The organism is Pinisolibacter sp. DMC19 (assembly GCF_056313985.1).
In genome coordinates this window covers 172,705-196,103 of the sequence record NZ_JBQUZF010000005.1, presented here as the reverse complement: position 1 = coordinate 196,103, position 23,399 = coordinate 172,705, and the positions used below count along the sequence as shown (strand labels likewise).

19 protein-coding genes are annotated in these 23,399 nt (G+C 69.1%); 11 read left to right on the top strand and 8 right to left on the bottom strand.

Annotated elements, in window-relative coordinates:
* Window positions 1–152 precede the first annotated feature (152 nt).
* The 6 genes from ACT53U_RS14090 (at window position 153) to ACT53U_RS14065 (ending at window position 6,387) form a co-directional block, all read left to right on the top strand.
* On the top strand, window positions 153–1,757 hold the full coding sequence (locus ACT53U_RS14090) for a phytoene desaturase family protein (RefSeq protein ID WP_476156065.1): 1,605 nt from the start codon (window positions 153–155) through the stop codon (window positions 1,755–1,757).
* Window positions 1,758–1,916: 159 nt separating this feature from the next.
* Window positions 1,917–2,765 carry an ABC transporter substrate-binding protein gene (locus tag ACT53U_RS14085; RefSeq protein ID WP_476156063.1) on the top strand — a complete coding sequence of 283 codons (849 nt, stop codon included), beginning with the start codon at window positions 1,917–1,919 and terminating at the stop codon, window positions 2,763–2,765.
* 141 nt (window positions 2,766–2,906) lie between these two features.
* Window positions 2,907–4,037 carry an amino acid ABC transporter permease gene (locus tag ACT53U_RS14080; protein WP_476156061.1) on the top strand — a complete coding sequence of 377 codons (1,131 nt, stop codon included), beginning with the start codon at window positions 2,907–2,909 and terminating at the stop codon, window positions 4,035–4,037.
* Window positions 4,038–4,055: 18 nt separating this feature from the next.
* Complete coding sequence (locus ACT53U_RS14075) at window positions 4,056–4,802, top strand: amino acid ABC transporter ATP-binding protein (protein ID WP_476156059.1); 747 nt, start codon at window positions 4,056–4,058, stop codon at window positions 4,800–4,802.
* Window positions 4,799–5,449 carry a class II aldolase/adducin family protein gene (locus ACT53U_RS14070; RefSeq protein ID WP_476156057.1) on the top strand — a complete coding sequence of 217 codons (651 nt, stop codon included), beginning with the start codon at window positions 4,799–4,801 and terminating at the stop codon, window positions 5,447–5,449. The genes ACT53U_RS14075 and ACT53U_RS14070 overlap by 4 nt, the downstream gene beginning before the upstream one ends.
* 191 nt (window positions 5,450–5,640) lie before the next feature.
* The gene (locus ACT53U_RS14065; RefSeq protein WP_476156056.1) at window positions 5,641–6,387 is read left to right on the top strand and encodes a L,D-transpeptidase; all 747 of its coding nucleotides are present in this window, start codon (window positions 5,641–5,643) and stop codon (window positions 6,385–6,387) included.
* A gap of 63 nt (window positions 6,388–6,450) precedes the next feature.
* Here ACT53U_RS14065 and ACT53U_RS14060 read toward each other — a convergent pair whose 3' ends face one another.
* The 8 genes from ACT53U_RS14060 to ACT53U_RS14025 all read right to left on the bottom strand — a co-directional run bounded on the left by ACT53U_RS14060 (window position 6,451) and on the right by ACT53U_RS14025 (window position 17,850).
* Window positions 6,451–7,257, bottom strand: coding sequence for a DUF2189 domain-containing protein (locus ACT53U_RS14060; RefSeq protein WP_476156054.1), 807 nt, complete (start codon window positions 7,255–7,257; stop codon window positions 6,451–6,453).
* Between the two features lie 218 nt (window positions 7,258–7,475).
* Window positions 7,476–8,396 (bottom strand): transglutaminase family protein, encoded by a 921-nt coding sequence (locus ACT53U_RS14055; protein WP_476156052.1) that lies wholly within the window; start codon window positions 8,394–8,396, stop codon window positions 7,476–7,478.
* Window positions 8,396–10,927 (bottom strand): circularly permuted type 2 ATP-grasp protein, encoded by a 2,532-nt coding sequence (locus tag ACT53U_RS14050; protein WP_476156050.1) that lies wholly within the window; start codon window positions 10,925–10,927, stop codon window positions 8,396–8,398. Before ACT53U_RS14050 ends, ACT53U_RS14055 begins: the two co-directional genes overlap by 1 nt.
* A 31-nt stretch (window positions 10,928–10,958) precedes the next feature.
* Window positions 10,959–14,261, bottom strand: a complete 3,303-nt coding sequence (locus tag ACT53U_RS14045) for a transglutaminase family protein (protein ID WP_476156048.1) — start codon at window positions 14,259–14,261, stop codon at window positions 10,959–10,961.
* A gap of 177 nt (window positions 14,262–14,438) precedes the next feature.
* On the bottom strand, window positions 14,439–14,849 hold the full coding sequence (locus tag ACT53U_RS14040; protein WP_476156046.1) for a DUF6228 family protein: 411 nt from the start codon (window positions 14,847–14,849) through the stop codon (window positions 14,439–14,441).
* An 81-nt stretch (window positions 14,850–14,930) separates the two neighbouring features.
* Window positions 14,931–16,040, bottom strand: a complete 1,110-nt coding sequence (gene leuB, locus ACT53U_RS14035) for a 3-isopropylmalate dehydrogenase (protein WP_476156045.1) — start codon at window positions 16,038–16,040, stop codon at window positions 14,931–14,933.
* 144 nt (window positions 16,041–16,184) lie between these two features.
* Window positions 16,185–16,838, bottom strand: a complete 654-nt coding sequence (locus ACT53U_RS14030) for a carbonic anhydrase (protein ID WP_476156043.1) — start codon at window positions 16,836–16,838, stop codon at window positions 16,185–16,187.
* Between the two features lie 61 nt (window positions 16,839–16,899).
* Window positions 16,900–17,850 carry a threonine/serine dehydratase gene (locus tag ACT53U_RS14025; RefSeq protein WP_476156041.1) on the bottom strand — a complete coding sequence of 317 codons (951 nt, stop codon included), beginning with the start codon at window positions 17,848–17,850 and terminating at the stop codon, window positions 16,900–16,902.
* 280 nt (window positions 17,851–18,130) lie between these two features.
* Here ACT53U_RS14025 and ACT53U_RS14020 point away from each other — a divergent pair, with 280 nt between their 5' ends.
* The 5 genes from ACT53U_RS14020 to sucD all read left to right on the top strand — a co-directional run bounded on the left by ACT53U_RS14020 (window position 18,131) and on the right by sucD (window position 23,321).
* Window positions 18,131–18,502, top strand: coding sequence for a hypothetical protein (locus ACT53U_RS14020; protein WP_476156039.1), 372 nt, complete (start codon window positions 18,131–18,133; stop codon window positions 18,500–18,502).
* A gap of 174 nt (window positions 18,503–18,676) precedes the next feature.
* Window positions 18,677–19,867: a cell division protein ZapE gene (zapE, locus tag ACT53U_RS14015; RefSeq protein ID WP_476156038.1), complete on the top strand. Its 1,191-nt coding sequence runs from the start codon at window positions 18,677–18,679 to the stop codon at window positions 19,865–19,867.
* Between the two features lie 158 nt (window positions 19,868–20,025).
* Window positions 20,026–20,988: a malate dehydrogenase gene (gene mdh / locus ACT53U_RS14010; protein ID WP_476156037.1), complete on the top strand. Its 963-nt coding sequence runs from the start codon at window positions 20,026–20,028 to the stop codon at window positions 20,986–20,988.
* Window positions 20,989–21,235: 247 nt separating this feature from the next.
* A complete protein-coding gene (gene sucC / locus ACT53U_RS14005) occupies window positions 21,236–22,432 on the top strand; it encodes an ADP-forming succinate--CoA ligase subunit beta (RefSeq protein WP_476156036.1) in 1,197 nt (398 codons plus the stop codon).
* A 4-nt stretch (window positions 22,433–22,436) separates the two neighbouring features.
* Complete coding sequence (sucD, locus tag ACT53U_RS14000) at window positions 22,437–23,321, top strand: succinate--CoA ligase subunit alpha (RefSeq protein ID WP_476156034.1); 885 nt, start codon at window positions 22,437–22,439, stop codon at window positions 23,319–23,321.
* The last annotated feature ends 78 nt before the right edge of the window (window positions 23,322–23,399 follow it).

Here is a 23,399-nt window from a genome sequence, read left to right as displayed (position 1 = left end):
TACGGCCGTCCGCGGTGTGTCGAGTGCCTCGTTTCGGCTCTGCCTCGAGATCGGGCAACATCTCCGCAAAATCCCGCTTGACGACGAAAGCTCTTTGACGACCGTATCACACGGATTTCGGCGGGGGCCGAGGGCGCGAGAGGGCGGGAAGCATGCACGACGTCATCGTGATCGGAGCGGGCCACAACGGGCTGACGACGGCGGGCTATCTGGCGGCCGGCGGGTTGAAGGTGTTGGTGCTCGAGCGACGCGACGTCGTCGGCGGCTGTGCCGTCACCGAGGAGTTCCATCCGGGCTTCCGCAACTCCGCCGCCGCCTACACGGTGTCGCTGCTCAATCCGAAGGTGATCCGCGATCTCGAGCTGGCGAAGCACGGGCTCGAGGTGGTCGAGCGGCGGATGTCGAACTTCCTGCCGCTGCCCGACGGGCGGGCGTTGGAGATCGGCCCCGGCCGGACCAAGGCGTCGGTCGCGACCTTCTCGGCGCGCGACGCCGAGCGGCTCGACGCTTACGGCGACCGGCTGGAGCGGATGGCCGACGTGCTGCGCGATCTGGTGCTGGAGACGCCGCCCAACGTGACGACGGGACGTGGGCTGATCGAGACGCTCGGGCAGATGCTGGTCGCCGGCAAGGTCGGCAACCGCTTCCGCCGGCTGGATCTCTCGGGCCAGCGCGACCTGCTCGAGATCTTCACCCGTTCGGCCGGCGACTTCCTCGACCAGTGGTTCGAGAGCGATCCGATCAAGGCGATCTACGGCTTCGACGGCATCGTCGGCAACTATGCCAGCCCCTATGCGGCGGGTTCGGCCTATGTGCTGCTGCACCACTGCTTCGGCGAGGTGAACGGCAACCGCGGCGTCTGGGGTCACGCGATCGGCGGCATGGGCGCGATCACGCAGGCCATGGCGTCGTCGGCGCGTGCGCGCGGCGTCGAGATCCGGACGGAGGCGGGCGTCGCCGAGATCCTGGTCGAGAAGGGCCGCGCCGTCGGCGTGGTGACGGAGGCGGGCGAGACGATCCGCGCCCGCGCGGTGGTCTCCAACCTGCACCCGAAGCTCACCTTCGAGAAGCTGCTCGACCCGGCGACGCTGCCGGACGACTTCCGCGACCGCATTGCCTCGTGGAAGTCGGGATCGGGCACCTTCCGCATGAACGTGGCGCTCTCCGAGCTGCCGAGCTTCACGTGTCGGCCGGGCCGCGAGGTCGCCGACCACCACACCGCCGGCATCGTGATCGCGCCGTCGCTGAAGTACATGGAGGACGCCTTCTTCGACGCTCGCCGCGACGGTTGGGCCAAGGCGCCGATCGTCGAGATGTTGATCCCCTCGACGCTCGATTCCTCGCTGGCGCCGCAGGGCGCGCACGTCGCGTCGCTGTTCTGCCAGCAGGTGGCGCCGACGCTGCCGGACGGCCGGTCGTGGGACGAGGCGCGCGAGGAGGTCGCCGATCTGATGATCGCCACGGTCGACGCTCATGCGCCGGGCTTCGCGGCGTCGGTCGTCGGGCGGCAGATCCATTCGCCGCTCGATCTCGAACGCAAGTTCGGTCTGATCGGCGGCGACATCTTCCACGGCGCCCTCGGCCTCGACCAGATGTTCTCGGCGCGGCCGGTGATGGGACATGCCGATTACCGCGCGCCGGTCGCCGGTCTCTACATGTGCGGGTCGGGCACCCACCCGGGCGGCGGCGTGACGGGCGCGCCCGGTCACAACGCGGCGCGCGAGATTTTGGCCGATGCGAAGCGTCGCCGCCTCTGAGCGGGCGGGATGCGGCGGTGTCGAGGAAAATCCATCCCCGAAACAACCTTCCGATCGCTGTTTTTTCCGGTTCCATCCGGCGATTTCGGCGTTAACATGCGGCCAAGGACCGGCACCCCGTCGGCCCTCCGCGCCTTTCGCCACAAGAGGCAGATCCCCATGATTTCCAAGTCGAAAGTCCGTCTCGGAATTGCTCTCGTCGCCTTCGGTGCCTTCGTCGGCACCGCCGCGGCCGCCGACAAGATCGGCAACTGCGAACTGACCGGCAAGAAGGGCGAGTTCTCGATCACGCCGGCCATTCCGGGCCAGCTGACCTACGAGACCAATCTTCCGGCCCCGGGCTGGAACAACGGCGACACGCCGGAAGCCATCAAGGACGGCTACGAGTATTGCCTCGCCGCCAACATCGCGTGGCGCGTCGGTCTCGACAAGGTGGTGCTGAAGAACGTCGACTTCGACGCTCTCGTCGCCGGCAACACCAAGGATTTCGACATCGCCCTGTCGCAGATCTCGATCACCGACAAGCGCAAGGAAGTGGTCTCGTTCTCGGTTCCCTACTTCGACAGTGACGTCGGCGTCCTGGCCAAGAAGGGCAAGAAGATCGAGAGCGGCGACATGAAGGGCCTGCGCATCGGCGTCCAGGCCGGCACCACCGGCACCGACTTCGTCAAGGAGACGCTGAAGCCGAAGACCGAAGCCAAGGTGTTCCCGGACACCCCGGCGATGTTCACCGCGCTGATGGCCAACCAGATCGACGTCGCCATGACCGACACGGCGATCGTGCTCGGCCAGGCCGCCGAATCCAAGGGCAAGATGGTCGTCGTCGGCCAGTACTCGACCGGCGAGAAGTACGGCGCGCTCTTCCCGAAGGGCTCGGCCAACGCCGCGACCCTCGACAAGGCGCTGCAGGCTCTGATCGCCGACGGTACCACCAAGAAGCTCGCCGCGAAGTATCTCGCCGCGTCCTGGGGTGCGGATCCGACCAAGATCCCGTATTTCAAGCCCTGATGTTCCGAGCCGATCTCGGCTGAAGCGGACGGCGGCGGGGAAACTCGCCGCCGGTCGCACGACCGGATCCCTCCTTCCGATCCTCGCGCCCGGCGCCGCCGGGCGTGCGGTCACTCGGTCCCGACACGAGCGAGACGCAGCATGGACGACACTCCCGACGCATCGCAGCCGCCGCGAATCCGGGCGCCGCGCGCCACCCGCAAGTGGACGCCGGCGCCGCCGAAATCGGCAAAGGGGATCGCGCTTCTGGCGATACTCGTCGTCGTCGGCCTGATCGCGTGCGGTCTCTTGACCGCCGGCGCGGTACGCGACGGGCTCGCCTCGATCGGCGTGGAGTCGGACTGGGCGACCGCCGGGCTCTTCGCGGTGGTGGCCGGTTTCCTCGTCGTCTTCGTGCCGGCGCTGCAGGGCTTCTTCGGGGCCGTCAAGGCCGACCGTCTGGCGGTGACCGACGTCGCCGAGGCGCGAGCCGAGACGGCGGCGGCGCGGGAACATTCCTGGGTCGCCATCGGCTATGCGGCGGCGGCGGCGATCGTGCTGTTCTTCGGCCTCTTTCTGGTGGCCAACGAGGTCGCGGTCGGGCGCACCTTCTTCGATCTGTCGCTGATCTTCGAGACCTTCCACCTCGTCGGCGCCGCCTTCTGGATCAACGTCGAGATCTTCGTGATCGCCGAGATCCTGGTGCTGATCTGGGGCCTGCTCATCGCGGTGGCGCGGCTGGCGCCGGGCCGGGCGGGCGCGCCGGTGCGCCTGATCGCCACGGCCTATGTCGATCTCTTCCGGGGCCTGCCGGCGATCATCGCGATCTATCTGGTCGGCTTCGGCCTGCCGCTGACCGACCTGCCGATCCTGCGCGACATGTCGCCGACGATGTTCGCCATCCTGGCGCTGACGCTGACCTACGGCGCCTATGTCTCCGAGGTCTATCGCTCGGGCATCGAGAGCGTGCACTGGTCGCAGACCGCGGCGGCGCGCTCGCTCGGCTTCTCGCACACCCAGACGCTGCGCTTCGTCGTCGTGCCGCAGGCGGTGCGCCGGATCATCCCGCCGCTGCTCAACGACTTCATCTCGCTGCAGAAGGACACGGCGCTGGTCAGCGTCATCGGCACCGTCGACGCCTTCAACCAGGCCAAGATCATCGCCTCGAACCACTTCAATCTGTCGTCGGTGACGACGGTCGCGGTGCTCTTCGTGCTCATCACCATTCCGCAGGCCCGCCTCGTCGACAAGCTGATCGAGCGCGATCAGAAGCGCATGCGCGCCGGCAGCTGAGGACGGACGGAGAAACCCATGGCACTCGTCGAGATCCGCGACGTCCGCAAGTCCTACGGCGGGGTGGTCCCCGTTCTCAACGGCATCACGCTCGACATCGAGGAGCATCAGGTGGTCTGCCTGATCGGCCCCTCGGGTTGCGGCAAGTCGACGCTCCTGCGCTGCATCAACGGGCTCGAGACGATCGATTCCGGTGAGATCCGGCTGCACGGCGATCGCGTCTCCGGCCCCGGCGTCGACGTCGACGCGCTGCGCCGCGACGTCGGCATCGTCTTCCAGTCGTTCAACCTCTTCCCGCACATGAGCGTCCTCGACAACATCACCGCGGCGCCGGTGAAGGTGCTCGGCCAGAGCCGTGCCGAGGCCAAGGAACGGGCGATGGAGCTCCTCGCCCGCATTCGCCTCGACCACAAGGCGAACGAATTCCCCGATCGGCTGTCGGGCGGCCAGCAGCAGCGCGTGGCGATCGTCCGTGCGCTGGCGATGGACCCGATCGTCATGCTGCTCGACGAGATCACCTCGGCGCTCGATCCCGAACTCGTCGCCGAAGTGCTCGACATCGTCCGCGACCTGCGCGACGAGGGCATGACCATGGTGCTCGCCACCCACGAGATGGGCTTCGCCAAGGAAGTGGCCTCCAAGGTCTGCTTCCTCTACGGCGGCGTGGTCCACGAGGAGGGTCCGCCGAGCGAGATCTTCTCCGACCCGAAGGACGAGCGCACCCGCGCCTTCCTGCAGCGGATCATCGAGGCGGGACGACTGTGAACGCGGACGAGCGCGCGGCGCGCGAGACGGTGGTCGCGGCGAAGTGCGAGCTCGGCACCTCCGGGCTCAATCGCGGCACCTCGGGCAACGTCTCGCTGCGCTTCGGCGAGGCCATGCTGATCACGCCCTCGGCGGTGCCGCCGGCGGAGCTGACGGCCGATCTCGTCGCGAAGATGGATCTCGCCGACGAGACCGGCGGATGGGAGGGGCCGCGACCGCCGTCGTCGGAATGGCGCTTCCACCGCGACATCTTGCGCGCGCGGCCGGAAGCGAACGCCGTGGTCCACACCCATTCGCCCTACGCGACCGTTCTCGCCATCGGCCGGCGGCCGATCCCGGCGGTCCACTACATGATCGCCGGCTTCGGCGGCTCGACCATTCCCTGCTCGGACTATGCGACCTTCGGCACGCCGGAACTGTCGGCGGCGGCACTCGCCGCGCTCGAGGGGCGCAACGGCTGTCTCCTCGCCAATCACGGCGCGATCACCGTGGCACCGACCATGGCGCGGGCGCTGTGGCTGGCGGTCGAGCTCGAGACGCTCGCCTTCCAGTACCATCAGGCGCTGCTCCTCGGCGATCCGGTGATCCTCACCGACGACGAGATCGCGGCGGCGGCGGAGAAGTTCTCGACCTACGGCCGTCGCTAGACGATCGGCGATCGCGAGGGAGCGATCGGCGCATCGGGGCGTTCATCCCGGAGCGATACGGCGCGGCATTTCGGCCACAGGCCGCCGCTTCGTGATCGAGCGGTGCTGCGGACCTTTCCTCGCCGCATCTCTGCCCCACTATCTCCATGTGGGGTGGTGATGGTCGGGGCCGTTCGCAGTCGAGGTGATTCATGTTCGAAGACATTTTCCGCGAAGGCGGGCGCGGCGCGGCCAAGACCTGGTCGCGACGCGCTCTGATCGCCGGTCTGCCTCTGGCGCTGGCCGGCTGTGCCGCCTCGGCGCGCGTCGAGCGCTGGGATTTCGAGAGCGACGGTTACGAGACGCGGGTGCGTCGCCGCGCCACAGAGGTCGGCACCGGCGGCCACATCCCTTCGCAGTATCTCACCATGTACGGCGAGATCGACGACGGCCGCTTCGTGGTCGATCCGCTCGATTTCTCCGAGGTCGATCCGGCCTACCTGCGCGCGCTGGTGCGCTGGCGCGGGCCGGAACAGCCCGGCACGATCGTCATCGATCCGGGCGAGCGCTACCTCTATCTGGTGCGCGACGACGGTGACGCGATCCGCTACGGCGTCGGCGTCGGCCGCGAGGGCTTCGCCTGGTCGGGGCGGGCGACGATCCGGCGCAAGGCGGAATGGCCGACCTGGACGCCGCCGCGCGAGATGACGCTGCGCGACGAGGAGGCCGCCAAATGGGCCTCCGGCATGCCCGGCGGGCCGGAAAACCCACTCGGCGCCCGCGCGCTCTACCTCTACCAGGGCGATCGCGACACGCTCTACCGCATCCACGGCAACAACGACGCCTCGAGCATCGGCAAGGCGGTCTCGTCGGGCTGCATCCGCCTGCTCAATCAGGACGTCATCGATCTCCATCGCCGGGTGCCGATCGGCACGCCGGTCGTGGTGCGCCCCGCCTGAGGTGCGAAGGGCGCCCGACCGGGATGATCCGGGGCGCCCTTCAGACGGTCGACGCCGCGCCGCTCACGCCGCGCCCTGCGGCAGGACGATGCGGCGATAGAGATGCCAGGTGGCGTGACCGAGCACCGGCAGCGTCACCAGCAGGCCGAGGAAGGCCGGCAGGATCGACAGGAACAGCGTCGCGGCGACGATCACACCCCAGGAGATCATGGTCCGCGGGTTGAGCATCACCGTGCGCACCGAGGTGATCATCGCGGTGACGAAGTCCACCTCCCGATCGAGCAGCAGCGGGAAGGCGACGATGGTCAGCGAGAAGGCGACCAGCGCGAAGACCAGTCCGTCGAGATGGACGAGACCGAGAAAGAGCCAGCCCGACGGTGTCGACGTCACGGCGTGGAAGAACTCGCCCAGTGTGGCGAAGCCGCCGAAGCCGAGCGTCAGAATGAACAGCACCCGGACCTGATACATCCAGAGCAGGAAGACGAAGAGCGTGACGAAGGCCATCCAGCCGAACTCGCGGCCGCTCTGGCGTCCCATCACGGTCAGGACGGCGGCGAAGTCGAGGGGCTGGCCCGCCTCGCGCCGGCGGCTCACCTCGTAGCAGCCGACCGCGACGAAGGGGCCGAGCAGGGCAAAACCGGTCGCCATCGGATAGGTCAGCCAGCCGAGGCCGGCGCCGACCGTCAGCCAGGTCAGAAACAGGCCGCCGAAGGCGAAGATGCCGCCGAAGAACAGCCCGTAGCCGGGCGCGGCGCGGAAGTCGGCGAAGCCGAGGCGCAGCGCCTCGATCACGTCGGCGGCGCCGACGTCGAGGACGCGCGGCGCGGTGGGCGACAGGCCGGTGGCATGGGAACGAGATACGTCCGTCATCGTAACCCTCCTCGAAATGTCCGCCGGTCGCGGCCGCGTCTCTGCGGCGGCAGGCCGGTGCATGCGGAATCGTATCGATTAGATTAGCGGAAATCGGCCGTCTCGCCAGAGCGGAATCCGTGGCTTCCCGCTGACGTGATGGCGCGCGCGCCGTGCGTCGGCGACGAGGCCCGGCGGGGGCCTTGGCGGATGGGGAAGGCCGGCGTCGTGTCGCGGTCTCAGGCCGGTGGGGCGGGGACGGAGAGGGCGTCGAGCGCCGGGTCTCTCGCCTCGACGACGTCGACGGCGACCGACAGGCCCTGCTCGCCGCTCGACGACAGGATGCCGATCACCGGGGCGGCGTCGACATAGTCGCGGCCGAAGGCGACGACGATGTGGTCCTCGCCGGCGAGGACGGCGTTGGTCGGGTCGAAGCCGATCCAGCCGAGTTCGGCGCCACACCACACCTCGACCCAGGCATGCATGGCGTCGGCGCCCTCGAGCCGCGGCTTGCCCGGCGGCGGCAGGGTGCGCAGATAGCCACCGACGTAGGCCGCCGGCAGGCCGAGGCCGCGCAGGCCGGCGATCATCACGTGGGCGAAGTCCTGGCAGACGCCGCGGCGCTCCTCGAAGGCACGGGCGAGCGGCGTCGCCACGTCGGTCACGCCCGGCATGTAGCGGAATTCCGCGTGGAGGCGTCGCGTCAGCGCCAACGCCGCTTCGAGGATCGGCCGGCCGGGGGTGAAGCACTCGATCGTCCAGCGCGTCACCACCGGGGTCAGCGGCACGGCGCGGGAGGGGAAGACGAACTGCACCGGATCGTCCGGGCTGAGCGAACGCGAATGGGCGGCGCGGGCGGCGACTGTCTCCCAGGCGGCCGAGGCGGCCGCGTCGAGGGGGGCGAGCGGCAGGGTCGTCACCGTCGCGGTCGAGCGCAGCGTCAGGCGCGAGTGGGGCGCGCGGAAGGCAATGCGGGTGACGTGATTGCCGAACCAGTCGACCTCGTCGACGACGTGTTCGGGCTGCGGATCGATGACGAGACGCGAGACGTGGACGCGCTGACCGCGCCGCTCGATCGGCGTCAGGCGCAGGCGGCAGTCGGCGACCGGCACCGGGCCGCCCCAGTCGTAGACGGTGACGTGGGTGACGTCGAAACGCATCAGGCCTCCTCCTCCGTCGCCGGCAGGAGCGAGCCTTGCGTGAAGTAGCGGGTGGCGACGGCATCGGAGATCGCCATCAGCGCACCTTCGACGCGACGGATGCGGGCGACGTCGAAGAGGCCGGCGTCGTCGGTCTCGAGTTCGGCGGCGAGCCGCCGTGCGGTCTTCAGTTCGAGCGACAGGAGATCGCCCTCGCGTCGGTCGGCGAGGCTCTCGAGATGATCGAGGACGCGGGCGACCTGATAGGCGACGGCGCGCGGATTGGCCTCGTCGAGCAGCACGAGGTCGAGCACCGGGCGCCGCGCCGTGCCGCCGAGATAGCGGGTGCGGTAGGTGACGCGGCCGTCGGCGAGGTCGAGCAGCATGTCGAGCGCGTCGGTGTCGGCACTCTCGTCGCAGAAGCCGCGGGCGGCCCGCGCCAGCCCGATGCCGCGCTCGATGCGGCGGCCGAGATCGAAGAAGTGCCAGCCTTCGCGGCGGTTCATGGTCTCGTGGGCGAGGCCGACGATCGCTGCGATGGTGCGGAGCGTTCCGTCGACTTCGGCGAAGACCTGCAACGGCCGTCCGGCGGCGTCGAGACCGCGGTCGAGCCGGTCGCGCAGGCCGGCGAGCGCGCGCCAGGCGTCGGGCGACAGGCGGTCGCGCACCACCGAGGCGGTGCGGTGGGCCTCGGCGACGAGGCGGCCGACGGCGCCGGGCAGGGGCGACCAGACGGCGGCTTCGGCGAGCGTGCGGGCGCTGCCGGCGGTCGAGGGCACGGCGAGGCCCTGGTCGAGCAACTGGGCGATGCGGCGCTGGAGATCGCGCGAGATCTCGACGACGCCGTCGTCGCCGTGGCCCTCGAGGCCGCGCAGCAGGCGGGCGGTCTGTTCGGCGCGCTCGAGATAGCGGCCGAACCAGAACAGGTTGTCGGCGGCGCGCGACGGCAGGATGCCGTTGTCGCGGCGGATCGCCACCTTGTCGGGCTCGGGCATCAACCGGGCCTCGGGCTTCGCCTCGCTCGACGTGGCTCCACGGGCGCCGAGCACCCAGACGTCGCCGGAGCGGCCGCCGCGCTGCATCGACAGGAGGCGGACGTCGGAGCGTTCGGCGAAACGGGCGAGGCCGCCGGGCATCACCGACCAGCCGTCGGCTGTGCGGGCGACGAAGACGCGAACGGCGAAGGGGCGGGGTACCAGCCGGCCCTTCTCCCACACCGGCGCGGTGGAGAGGCGCAGCGGCTCGCGGCCGACGAAGTCGATGCCGCGGCGGCCGAGCTTGGCGGCATAGCGCTCGCGCTCGGCGCGCGTCAGCTTCTTGCCGAGCACGCCGGCGCTGTCGAGGATGCCGGGCAGGGTACGGCCGAAGGCGGGGGCGAGCACCAGATCGTCGAGGCCGGCGATCACCGCGTCGCGCGCCGCCGGTTCGCCGCACCACCACGTCGCGACGTTGGGCAGCGCCAGTTCCTCGCCGATGAGGCGGCGGCTCAGCGCGGGGAGGTAGCCGGTCAGCGCCGGCGCCTCGACCAGCCCGGTGCCGAGCGCGTTGCTGACGACGACGCGGCCGGCACGCACCGCCTCGACGAGGCCGGGGACGCCGAGGCGCGAATTGGGATTGAGCTCGAGCGGATCGGCCCAGTCGGCGTCGATGCGGCGCACCAGCACGTCGATCGGCTCGAGACCGGCGACGGTGCGCACCGCGACGCCGGTCTCGGAGGCGACGAGATCGCCCGCCTCGACCAGCTGGAAGCCGAGCGAGCGGGCGAGGAAGGCGTGTTCGAAATAGGTCTCGGACCAGGGCCCCGGCGACATCAGGGCGATGCGCGGTTCGGTGCCGCGGGCGGCGACCTGGGCGAGGCCGACGCGGACCGCCTGGAAGAACGGGCCGAGGCGCTCGACGCCGATGTCCTCGAAGGCCTCCGGTAGGGCGCGCGACAGGGCGACGCGATTCTCGATGGCGTAGCCGGCACCCGACGGCGCCTGGGTACGGTCGGCGAGCACCCACCAGCGGCCGTCGGGCGCGCGGGTGACGTCGGCGGCATAGAGATGCAGGAAATGCCCGCCCTTGGGGCGGATGCCGGCGACGGGCCGCAGGAACTCGGGATTGCCGGCGACCAGTGCGGCGGGCACGGCGCCGGAGGCGACGAGATCGGCCGGACCCATGAGGTCGGCGATCAGCGCCTCGAACAGGCGGGCGCGCTGCTCGACGCCGTGGGCGAGGCAGGCCCAGTCGGCGGCGTCGAGGACGATCGGCAGATGGGCGAGCGGCCAGGGGCGGTCGAAGTTCTGCCCGTCCTCGTAGACGCGGTAGACGACGCCGCTCTCGCTCAGATAGCGGTCGGCACCGGCGAAGCGGGCTTCGACGTCGGTGGGGCCGTGACGGCCGAGATGGGCGAGCAGCGACAGCCAGTGCGGACGAATGCGACCGGCCTCGTCCACGAGTTCGTCGTGGACGCCGGGTACCGGTCGATAGCCGGCGACGAGCTCGGCGATGGCCGGATCGACCTCGCCCGACCAGCGCATCGCCAATTCCAACTGGGTCGAGTTCACCATGCCCCCCGGGCGCGTGTCCGCGTCGCCTTCCTCAGGTCCGAGAGGGGGGGCGACGCAGGTCGAGAGTCAAGGGGTATTCGCTCGTCCGCTCGGACGGGGGAACGGTGATGAAACCCGGCGTGTGGCCGTGGTCGACGAAACGCGCCAGACGACGCGCCTCGGCCTCGTAGGAGTTGACCGGGAAGGTGTCGTAGTTGCGCCCGCCGGGATGGGCGACGTGATAGACGCAGCCGCCGAGCGACCGCCCCGTCCACCGGTCGAGGATGTCGAAGGTGATCGGCGGGTGGGTCGGGATGGTCGGGTGGAAACCCGAGGCCGGCTGCCACGCCTTGTAGCGCACGCCCGCCACGGCCTCGCCGGAGGTGCCGGTCGAGGCGAGCGGCACGGGACGGCCGTTGGCGGTGACGACGTGGCGCTTGGGGTCGAAGCCCTCGACACGGACCTGCAGGCGTTCGACCGAGCTGTCGACATAACGCACCGTGCCGCCGACCGCGCCCTCCTCGCCGGTGACGTGCCAGGGCTCGAGCGCCTGACGGATCTCGAGCTTCACGCCGCCGTGCTCCACCGTGCCGTAATAGGGGAAGCGGAACTCGAACTGCGCCTTGAACCACAGCGGATCGAAGGCGTAGCCGGCGCGGCCGAGGTCGTCGAGCACGCCGAGGAAGTCCTCCCACACGAAGTGGGGCAGCATGTAGCGGTCGTGCAGCGCGGTGCCGAAGCGCGAGAACTCGCCCTGCTGCGGCTCGCGCCACAGCCAGGCGATCATCGCGCGCAACAGGAGCTGCTGGGCGAGCGACATGCGCGCGTCCGGCGGCATCTCGAAGCAGCGGAACTCGACGAGGCCGAGCCGGCCGGTCGGCCCGTCGGGCGAATAGAGCTTGTCGATGCAGATCTCGGTGCGATGGGTATTGCCCGAGACGTCGACGAGGAGATTGCGGAAGAGCCGGTCGACCAGCCACGGCGGCGGCGCGTAGCCCTCGCCCGGGGCCGGCACGTTGGCGAGCGCGATCTCGAGTTCGTAGAGCCCGTCGTGGCGGGCCTCGTCGATGCGCGGCGCCTGGCTCGTCGGGCCGATGAAGAGGCCCGAGAAGAGGTAGCTGAGTGAGGGGTGGCGCTGCCAGTAGAGCACCAGGCTCTTCAACAGGTCGGGGCGGCGCAGGAAGGGACTGTCGCCCGGCCAACGGGCGCCGACCACGACGTGGTTGCCGCCGCCGGTGCCGGTGTGGCGGCCGTCGACCATGAACTTCTCGGTGCCGAGCCGCGACAGCCGCGCCTCCTCGTAGAGGCGGGTGGTGATGTCGACGCATTCGGCCCAGGAGCCGGCGGGCTGGACGTTGACCTCGATGACGCCGGGGTCGGGCGTGACCTTGATCACCTCGAGCCGCGGGTCCCACGGCGGCGGATAGCCCTCGATGTGGACCGGCAGGCGGTGGGCCTCGGCGGAGGCCTCGACCGCGGCGAGGAGCTCCAGATAGTCGTCCAGCGTCGAGACCGGCGGCATGAAGACGTGGAGGATGCCGTCGCGCGGCTCGATCGACAGAGCGGTGCGCACCTGATCGGCGCCGATCTCCTCGACGAAGCGCTGGGTGACGCGTTGCGCCGGGCCGGTGCGGCGATAGACCTGCGCCAGCTCGTCCGGGTCCGGCAGGTCGGGACGCTCGACGAAGGGGTCGAGCTCCATCACGTAAGGATAGGACGACGGCGGGATCCACGGCAGCGAGGCGATCGGCAGGCGATAGCCGACCGGGCTGTCGCCGGGGATCAGGAACAGTTTCTCGCGACGCAGCCGCCACTTCTCGGAGTACCAGCCCTGACCGGCGCGGCTCTGCCAGCGCTGGACGGGGAGGACGTGGCCGGTCGGTTTGGTCAGGCCGTGGTCGAAGACGCGGGCGATGCGGTGGCGGTCCTCGGCGTTCTCGAGCTTGGAGTTCGACGGGTCGAGATTGACCGGCAGCTGCGCCTCCTGGACCAGCCAGTGGGCGGGGTCCTCGAAGGCGGGGATGACGTAGTCGCCGCCGATGTCGAGCCGCTCGGCGACGCCGTCGGCGATCAGCTTCGAATGTTCGGCCGTCGCGGCATGGGTCTCGCCTTCGGAGGCGATCAGCGTCGGATCGCGCCAGATCGGCTTGCCGTCCTTGCGCCAGTAGAGGGCGAAGGCCCAGCGCGGCAGGCTCTCGCCCGGATACCACTTGCCCTGGCCGTAGTGGAGGAAGCCGCCGGGGGCGAAGCCCTCGCGCAGGCGGCGGATCAACTCGTCGGCCTTGACGCGCTTGGTCGGGCCGACGGCGGCGGTGTTCCACTCGGCCGACTGATAGTCGTCGATCGACACGAAGGTCGGCTCGCCGCCCATGGTCAGGCGGACGTCGTGGCGGGCGAGATCCTCGTCGACGCGGGTGCCGAGCGCGTCGAGGGCGTCCCAGGCCTCGTCGGAGAAGGGTGCGGTGACGCGCGGCTTCTCGGCGATGCGGTCGATGTGCATGTCGAATTCGAACTGCACCTCGGCCGGATCGACCAGACCGGTGATCGGCGCTGCCGAGCGATAGTGCGGCGTGCCGCAGAGCGGCAGGTGTCCTTCGCCGGCGAAGAGGCCGGAGGTCGGGTCGAGGCCGATCCAGCCGGCGCCGGGCAGATAGACCTCGCACCAGGCGTGGAGATCGGTGAAGTCGTGGTCGGTGCCGGACGGGCCGTCGAGCGCCTTCACGTCGGGCTTCAGCTGGATCAGGTAGCCGGAGACGAAGCGGGCGGCGAGACCCATGCGGCGGGCGATCTGGACCAGCAGCCAGGCGGTGTCGCGGCACGAGCCGGAGCCGAGTTCCAGCGTCTCGTCGGGCTCCTGCACGCCCGGTTCCATGCGGATGACGTAGCGGATGTCCTGGCTGAGGCGCTGATTGAGGCGGACGAGATAGTCCACCGTGCGGACGTCTTCCTCGCGCACCGCCTCGAGATAGGTCTCGAAGCGCTCGCCGGTCTTCTCGGCGACGAGATAGGGCTTCAGCTCCTCCGCCAGCTCGGGCTTGTAGGCGAACGGGAAGGTCTCGGCATATTCCTCGAGGAAGAAGTCGAAGGGGTTGAACACCGCCATCTCGGTGAGCAGGTCGACCTCGATGCGGAACTCGCGTGTCGTCTCGGGGAAGACGAAGCGGGCGAGCCAGTTGCCGTGCGGGTCCTGCTGCCAGTTGACGAAGTGGTTCTCCGGCGTGATGCGGAGCGAATAGCTCGTCACCTTCGTCTTGCAGTGGGGCGCCGGCCTCAACCGGATGATCTGCGGCCCGAGCTGGACCGGGCGATCGTAGGCATAGGCGGTGAGGTGGTGCAGGGCGACTTGAATGGCCAAGGCGTGGCTCTCTCGGCAAAGGGGCGGCGACCGGACGTCTGGGTCAGCCTAAACCGTGTGCAACGCGGCGCAAGGTGCGATTGGGGGCAGGCTGTGCCCACTTCTCGGGCAGGAGCGGCGCTATGCGATTTCGAAAATCTGTCGGCGCAATGGCCCGGCCGATGGTGCGAAGCGATGTCAGTCTGGCAGGAGTTGCGCCATTTTCCGAGCCCAGTGGTCGAGCCTGCCAGCCTCGAGAGTCAACTTGCCTTCGAGTTGGTCGCCGGACGGGTCTCGCATTCGAACGCTCAGCCCGATGTGTCCGAGACTGCCGCACGTCGCGCTCAGCGTCAGGGCGCCATCGACGTCGCCCCAAATCTTTTCGCCCGACCAGCCACGCCAGTCTCGGGCGACTTCGGTGAAGAGACGTGCCGGACTGCCTGAAAAACAGGTCGAACAACGGACGGCTCCGGAGAAAGCCGTGCCGACGTACTCGACATCGAAATCAACGCCGCCGGGTGTTCCGCTCCGACGCACGAAGCTCAGTGAACAACCGGGATTTTCTGACGAGGCAATCCGCAGTGAGGTCTCGCTCTCGGAGTCCGTCATGGGTCACCCATCTCATGCCGATGATTGCAGATGGCGACATGCGGCAAGTCGGGGGCGGATTCGCCCCCGACTTCCATTCGATCACTTCGCGCGGGCGTCGAGCGCCTTGATGACGGCTTCGCCCATCTCGGTGGTCGAGACGGTGTTCTCGCCCGGCTTGGCGATGTCGGCGGTACGGGTGCCGGAGGCGAGCACGTCGGCGATCGCGCCGTCGAGCAGGTCGGCCGCCTCACCGAGGCCGAGCGTGTAGCGCAGCGCCATGGCGAAGGAGCCGATCATGGCGATCGGGTTGGCGAGACCCTTGCCGGCGATGTCCGGGGCCGAGCCGTGGACGGGCTCGTACATCGACTTGGCGCGGCCGGTCTTCGGATCGGGGCTGCCCAGCGAGGCCGAGGGCAGCATGCCGAGCGAGCCGGTCAGCATCGAGGCGACGTCGGAGAGGATGTCGCCGAAGAGGTTGTCGCAGAGGATGACGTCGAACTGCTTGGGGCGACGGACGAGCTGCATGGCGCAGTTGTCGGCGAGGATGTGCTCGAGGGCGACGTCGGGATAGTCCTTGCCGACGGCGGTCGCCACCTGCTTCCACAGCACGCCCGACTTCATGACGTTGTGCTTCTCGGCCGAGTGGACCTTCTTGCCACGGGTGCGGGCGAGGTCGAAGGCGACGCGGGCGATACGGTCGATCTCGTGGGTGGTGTAGACTTGGGTGTCGACGGCGCGCTTCTCGCCGTTCTCCAGCGTCACGATCTCCTTCGGCTCGCCGAAGTAGACGCCGCCGGTGAGCTCGCGGACGATGAGGATGTCGAGGCCCTCGACCAGCTCGCGCTTCAGCGCGGAGGCGTCGGCCAGCGCCGGGTAGCAGATCGCCGGGCGCAGGTTGGCGAAGAGGCCGAGGTCCTTGCGCAGACGCAGCAGGCCGGCTTCCGGGCGGACGTCGTAGGGAACGTCGGCCCACTTCGGACCGCCGACGGCGCCGAAGATGACGGCGTCGGAGGCCTGGGCCAGCGCCATGTCGCTGTCGGAGATCGCCTTGCCGTGGGCGTCGTAGGCGGAGCCGCCGACGAGGCCGCGCTCGCGCTCGAACGTGGCGACGCCGCGCTTCTCGAACCAGGAGACGACCTTCTCCACCTCGACCATGATTTCGGTGCCGATGCCGTCGCCGGGCAGAAGGAAGAGATTGAAGGAGGCCATGGGTTCGGTTCCTCGGGAGGGGCTGAAAAAGGGGTGAGCGGTGGCCCGCGCGGGGCCACCCTCTAGCAAGTCCGGCGACCGGCATCAACGACCGCCTGCCGGGAAATGCCGGCAAACGGTCGGATTTCCGCCGGTCGGCCCGGCTCAGGCGGCGATGTCGGGCGTCTCGAGCCGGTTCCAGACCTCGGCGAACTCGTCGTAGACGTGCAGCTCGCCGAGCGCGATGTCGAACCAGGCGCCGTGCAGGCAGATCTCGCCCTTGCGCTCCAACAGGCGGATGCAGGGGAAGGTGCGCAGGTTCGCCAGCGAATTGACGATCGACATGTGCTCGAGGCGGTTGATCCGCTCCTCCTCGGTGTCGTCGGCATGGCAGAGGCATTCCGCCTTGGGCTTCTCCAGCAGCGAGATCCACTTGCCGATGAAGTTGCCGGGCGACAGCGGTTCGGCATCGTCGGAGGCGAGCGCCGCCTTGATGCCGCCGCAGCGGCCGTGGCCCATGACGACGACGTCCTTGACCTTCAGCGCCATCACCGCGAACTCGAGCGCGGCGGAAGTGCCGTGGTAGTCGTCGTCGGGGGCGTAGGGCGGCACCAGATTGGCGACGTTGCGCACCACGAAGATCTCGCCGGGCGAGGCGTCGAAGATCAGCTCCGGCGCGGCACGGCTGTCGCAGCAGGCGACGATCAGCACGCCGGGGTTCTGTCCGGTCTCGGCGAGGCGGCGGTAGCGCTCGTTCTCGGCCTGGAAGCGGCCGTTGCGGAACGAGGCGTAACCGTCGAGAAGGCGTCTGGGCAGCATGCGTGGCTCCTTTGTCGGCACCGCGCGTTCGGGCGGGCGGCGCCTCTTCGGGGCGAAGGTCTCAGCCGGCGAGGGCGGCGAGCGCGGTGAGGTCGACGTTGCCGCCGCACACCAGCACGCCGACGCGTTCCCCGGCACGCGGCATGTAGCGCCGTGCCAGCAGCGCGGCCAGTGCCGTGGCGCCACCCGGCTCCGCGGCGATGCGCAGGCTCGACCACAGGCGCGCCTGGGCCTCGACGATGGCGCTGTCGGGAACGAGCAGCACGTCGTCGACGAAATCCTCGGCGATGGCGTGGACCAGCTCGCCGACGCGCTTGGCGCCGAGGCTGTCGACGGCGACGGATTCGGTCTCGACGTCGACCGGGCGGCCGGCCTCGCGGGCGGCGTGGAGGGCGCGCGAGCCCTGCGGCTCGACGGCGATCACCCGAGTGCGGCCGTGGAACCACAGCGCGACGCCGGAGACGAGACCGCCGCCGCCGGCCGCCACCAGCACGGTGTCGAGGCCGTCGACCGCGTCCTCTTCCCACTCCAGGCCGACGGTGCCCTGGCCGGCGATGGTGTAGGGGCTGTCGTAGGGGTGGACGACGAGGGCGCCGCTCTCTTTGGCCCAGGCCTCGGAGAGGAGGGCGGCGTCGGCATAGCGATCGCCGGCGACGACCACCTCGGCGCCGTAGGCGCGGATGCGGTCGATCTTCACCGGGCTCGACACGGTCGGCACGAAGATGCGGGCGCGATGGCCGAGGCAGGCGGCGGCATAGGCCACGGCGGCGCCGTGGTTGCCGCCCGAGGCCGCGGTCACGCCGATCTTCGGCACCGGTCGGGCGAGGAGATTGTTGAAGGCGCCACGCGCCTTGAACGACCCGGTGTGCTGGAACAGCTCGAGCTTCAGATGGACCCGGTCGGCGAGGCCGAAGGCGGCGCCTTCGACGATCATGCCGGGGGTGTGCCTCACATGGGGGCGGATGCGGGCCTCTGCGGCCTCGACGGCCGCGGGGGAGAGCACTTCGGCCATGGTTCGCGCGTCGCTCCCTCGTTTGTCGTCCCCGGCGAAGGGTTCGCCGATCTCGCCGGCGGCGATGAGGACATGCGGCCGACGCATAGCGGATCGCGCCCCTTTCGCCAAGAGCGCAGGGCGCAGGGCGGGCCTCCGCTCCTGCAGCCTGCGGTCGGTTTCCGAACGAAATGCTGCACCGCAACATAATTGCTTGCGGCGACGGTGCTGGCGTCTACAATGGATGATCGCCGCGAAGCCGGCGGCGCTGCCGATCCTCGGTGGCGCCACGAGGATGCCCATGACCGAACACCCCGTCTTCAGCACGTTCGACCATCTGGTCGCCCTCGGCAAGGCCTGCACCGAGATCGCCAGCCTCTCGCCGATGGTGATCGCGTTGCGCACCGACGCGGCGCTCGGGGCTCTGGTCGATCCGGAGGCGATGCCGACCGGCGAGCCGGCGCGGATGGTGGCCGAGAAGATCGACGCGGCGGCCGAAGGGGCCGTGGCGGCGATGCTGGAGAGTGGGCTGGCCTTCGGGCGGGTGCTGGGTGGCAGCGAGACGCCGCTCGATGCGGCGATCGACGTGGCACGGGCGGCGGTCGAACCGGCGCGGTCGCGGCTGCGCGCCAACGTCCGGCGGCTGGGCCGTCGTGCGGACATCCCTGCCTGAACGGACGTCGATCGAGCGGGCGGCCCGCGACGAAGGTCGTGCGTCGCGCAGGTCACCCTTGCTTTGACAGCGGCTCCGTCGCCGGGCTACCGGAGACGAACCGGGCCGAGCGGGCATCTCTCCCTCGCCCACGAGCGGAGCGATCGTCCCGACATGCCGCATTCCGAAGACAGGATGCACACCGTCTCCGGCCGCTACGAGGCGCTGGTCGCCTCCGGCGCCATTTCCTCCGATCCCGCCCAGGTGCGGCTGACCAAACGGCTCGACCGGCTGGAGAAGGAGATCGCCACCTCCGATCTGGCGGTCAAGGGCTCGTCGCTCGGTTGGCTGTTCCAGCGCAAGGCGCCCAAGCGCGAGACGATCCGCGGGCTCTACGTCCACGGCGACGTCGGTCGCGGCAAGACCATGCTGATGGACCTCTTCTACGAGGTCAGCCACGTCCACAAGAAGCGGCGCGCGCACTTCCACGCCTTCATGGCCGACGTGCAGGACCGCATTCACCGGGCGCGCGGTGACATTCTCGCCGGCCGCATCAAGGGCGACGATCCGATCGCTCCCGTCGCCGCCCAGATCGCCGAGGAGACGCGGCTCCTGTGCTTCGACGAGTTCGCCGTCTACGACATCGCCGACGCGATGATCCTCGGGCGCCTGTTCGAGAAGCTGTTCGAGGCCGGCGTGGTGGTCGTCGCCACCTCCAACGTCGCGCCGCAGGATCTCTATCGCGACGGGCTCAACCGAGCGCTGTTCCTGCCCTTCATCGGCCTGCTGCAGTCCCACGTCGACGTCGAGCGGCTGGCGGCGGCGACCGACTATCGGCTGGAGAAGACCGACGCCGACGCGGTATGGACCACGCCGCTCGGTCCGGCGACGGATCTGGCGATGGAAGAGGCGTGGTTCCGCCTGATCGACCATCGGCCGAGCGCGCCGGAGGCGATCCCCTTCCGCGGCCGCGAGATCCGGGTGCCGCGGGCCTGCGGGCCGTTCGCGCGCTTCGACTTCCTCGACCTCTGCGACCGGCCGCTCGCCGCCGCCGACTATCTCCAGGTGGCGCGGCGTTATCACACGGTGATGATCGAGCGTGTTCCGGTGTTGACCGCCGATCGCCGCAATGCGGCCAAACGGCTGATCAACCTCGTCGACGCGCTCTACGACTGCCGGGTCAAGGTGGTCGTGTCGGCGGAAGCCGAACCGGAAGCGCTGTGGACAGGGGTGGAAGGAACGGAGACGTTCGAGTTCGCCCGCACCGTCTCGCGGCTCACCGAGATGCGTTCGGAAGAATATGCGGCGAGCCCCCATCTGGGGGTCAACGGAGGGGTCCTGCGGGAGGACGACGAGGGCTCGGACGACGGTTCCGAGCCAACCTGAAACCTCTTGCAAATTGCAATGAAATTGCCGCTTTTTCAGTCGTCTTGCGGAGGGTGGTAAACCTTCGGCCGACTTGCACCCCTTCCCGGAACAGAGTATCGAACCGCACGACAGGATGTCGCACCGACTTCCGATTGACGAAAAGGGAAACCTCTGAAATGGCGCGGAAAAAGATCGCCCTCATCGGCGCGGGTCAAATCGGCGGCACGCTCGCTCATCTGGCGGGCCTCAAGGAGCTCGGCGACATCGTCCTGTTCGACATCGTCGACGGCGTTCCGCAGGGCAAGGCGCTCGACATCGCCGAGTCCTCGCCGGTCGACGGCTTCGATGCGGGCTTCTCGGGCGCGTCGTCCTACGAGGCGATCGCCGGTGCCGACGTCATCATCGTGACCGCCGGTGTGCCGCGCAAGCCGGGCATGAGCCGCGACGACCTCTTGGGCATCAACCTCTCCGTCATGGAGAAGGTCGGCGCCGGCATCAAGGAATTCGCCCCGAACGCCTTCGTCATCTGCATCACCAACCCGCTCGACGCGATGGTGTGGGCGCTGCAGAAGTTCTCCGGTCTGCCGGCGAACAAGGTGGTCGGCATGGCCGGCGTGCTCGACTCGGCCCGCTTCCGTTACTTCCTCGCCGAGGCGACCGGCGTCTCCGTCAAGGACGTCCATGCGATGACGCTGGGCGGCCACGGCGACGACATGGTCCCGCTGGTGCGCTACTCGACCATCGGCGGCGTGCCGCTGCCGGAAATCGTCAAGATGGGCTGGCTCACCCAGGAGAAGCTCGACGCGATCGTCGACCGCACCCGCAAGGGCGGCGCCGAGATCGTCGGCCTGCTCAAGACCGGTTCCGCCTTCTACGCCCCGGCCGCTTCGGCGATCGCGATGGCCGAGTCCTATCTCAAGGACCAGAAGCGCATCCTGCCGGTGGCCGCTTCGCTCAACGGCGAGTACGGCCTCAAGGACATGTATGTCGGCGTTCCGGCGCTGATCGGCGCCGGCGGCGTCGAGAAGATCGTTCAGGTGGAGTTCGACGCCACCGAAGCGGAGCAGTTCAAGAAGTCCGTCGCCTCGGTGACCGGCCTCGTGGACGCCTGCAAGCAGATTCAGCCGGCGCTCGCCTGAGCGTCCTGAACGGAATTCCTTCGGGCGTCCCGATCCCCGGGGCGCCCAGCGGAATCGGTCGATCGATGCGCGGAGCCGGAAGACAAGCCGGCTCCGTCTTCTCGCGGGTGGAGGACCCGCGAGCGGGGGGTGACCTCGTATCGTCGTCGCGGACGGCTCGATGGGGTGCGTGATCGACGCGCCGCATGTCGGTCGACTGCCGATTCCGACAGTTTCTCAATCGAATTCTTCGAGGCGAGACGAGGCGATGAACATCCACGAATACCAGGCGAAGGCGATCCTTCGCGAATACGGTGCGCCGGTGTCGCGCGGTATCCCCGCGTTCACCCCGGCCGAGGCCGCGAAGGCGGCGGAGGAGCTCGGAGGCCCGCTCTGGGTCGTGAAGTCGCAGATCCACGCGGGTGGCCGCGGCAAGGGCAAGTTCAAGGAACTGCCGGCCGACGCCAAGGGTGGTGTGCGTCTCGCCAAGTCCGTCGCGGAGGTGGAGGCCTTCGCCAAGGAGATGCTCGGCAACACGCTCGTCACCGTGCAGACCGGCCCGGCCGGCAAGCAGGTCAACCGCCTCTACATCGAGGACGGTTCCGACATCGAGCGCGAGCTCTATCTCTCGGCCCTGATCGACCGCGCCACGGGTTCCGTCGGCTTCGTCGTCTCGACCGAGGGCGGCATGGACATCGAGGCGGTCGCCCACGACACGCCGGAGAAGATCCACACCTTCCACGTCGATCCGGCCGCGGGCTTCCAGCCCTACGTCGGCCGCAACATCGCCTATGCGCTGGGCCTCCAGGGTGCCCAGATCAAGCAGGCGGTGAAGCTGATCGCCGATCTCTATCGCGCCTTCGTCGACAAGGACATGGCGATGCTCGAGATCAACCCGCTGATCGTCACCAAGGAAGGCGATCTGCGCGTCCTCGACGCCAAGGTCAACTTCGACAGCAACGCTCTCTTCCGTCATCCCGAGATCGTCGCCCTGCGCGACGAGACCGAGGAGGACGCCAAGGAGATCGAGGCTTCCAAGTTCGACCTCGCCTACATCGCGCTCGACGGCACCATCGGCTGCATGGTCAACGGCGCGGGTCTGGCCATGGCCACCCTCGACATCATCCAGCTCTACGGCGAGAGCCCGGCCAACTTCCTCGACGTCGGCGGTGGTGCCAGCGAAGAGAAGGTGACGGCCGCGTTCAAGATCATCACGTCCGATCCGAACGTGAAGGGCATCCTGGTCAACATCTTCGGCGGCATCATGAAGTGCGACATCATCGCGCGCGGCGTGCTGGCGGCGGTGAAGGCCGTCGGCCTGCAGGTTCCGCTGGTGGTGCGTCTGACCGGCACCAACGAAGAACTGGGCAAGCAGATCGTCCGCGAGTCCGGCCTCAACGTCATCCCGGCCGACAACCTGGACGACGCCGCTCAGAAGATCGTCAAGGCCGTTCGGGGAGCTTGATCAGATGTCGATTCTCGTCAGCAAGGACACCAAGGTCATCTGCCAGGGCTTCACCGGCGCGCAGGGGACCTTCCACTCCGAACAGGCCATCGCCTACGGCACCAAGATGGTCGGCGGCGTGACGCCGGGCAAGGGTGGTCAGATCCACCTCGGCCTGCCGATCTACGACACCGTGTGGCAGGCCAAGGCCGCCACCGGCGCCGATGCCTCCGCGATCTACGTCCCGCCGCCCTTCGCGGCCGACGCGATCCTCGAGGCGATCGACGCGGAGATCCCGCTCATCGTCTGCATCACCGAGGGCATCCCGGTGATGGACATGGTCAAGGTCGGCAAGGCGCTCAAGGGCTCCAAGTCGCGCCTGATCGGGCCGAACTGCCCGGGCGTGCTCACGCCGAACGAGTGCAAGATCGGCATCATGCCGGGTCACATCTTCAAGCGTGGCTCCGTCGGCATCCTGTCGCGCTCCGGCACCCTGACCTATGAAGCGGTCAAGCAGACCTCGGACGTCGGCCTCGGCCAGACGACGGCGGTCGGCATCGGCGGCGACCCGGTCAAGGGCACCGAGTTCATCGACATGCTCGACATGTTCCTGAACGACCCTGAGACCCAGTCGATCATCATGATCGGCGAGATCGGCGGTTCGGCCGAGGAAGAGGCGGCGGAGTTCATCGCCGCGCATCCGATCAAGAAGCCGATGGCCGGCTTCATCGCCGGCGTCTCGGCCCCTCCGGGCCGTCGCATGGGCCACGCCGGCGCGATCGTGTCGGGCGGCAAGGGCGACGCCAAGTCGAAGATGGCGGCGATGTCCAAGGCGGGCATCAACGTGTCGCCGTCGCCGGCGCGCCTCGGCGAGACCCTTCTGGAGGCCATCAAGGCCTTCGAGAAGTGATCGAATACGAGGGGAGCCCAGGGCTCCCCTCGTCGTTCTCGCGGGATGCGGATCCGATCCGCAACCCGCCGCCGGCGC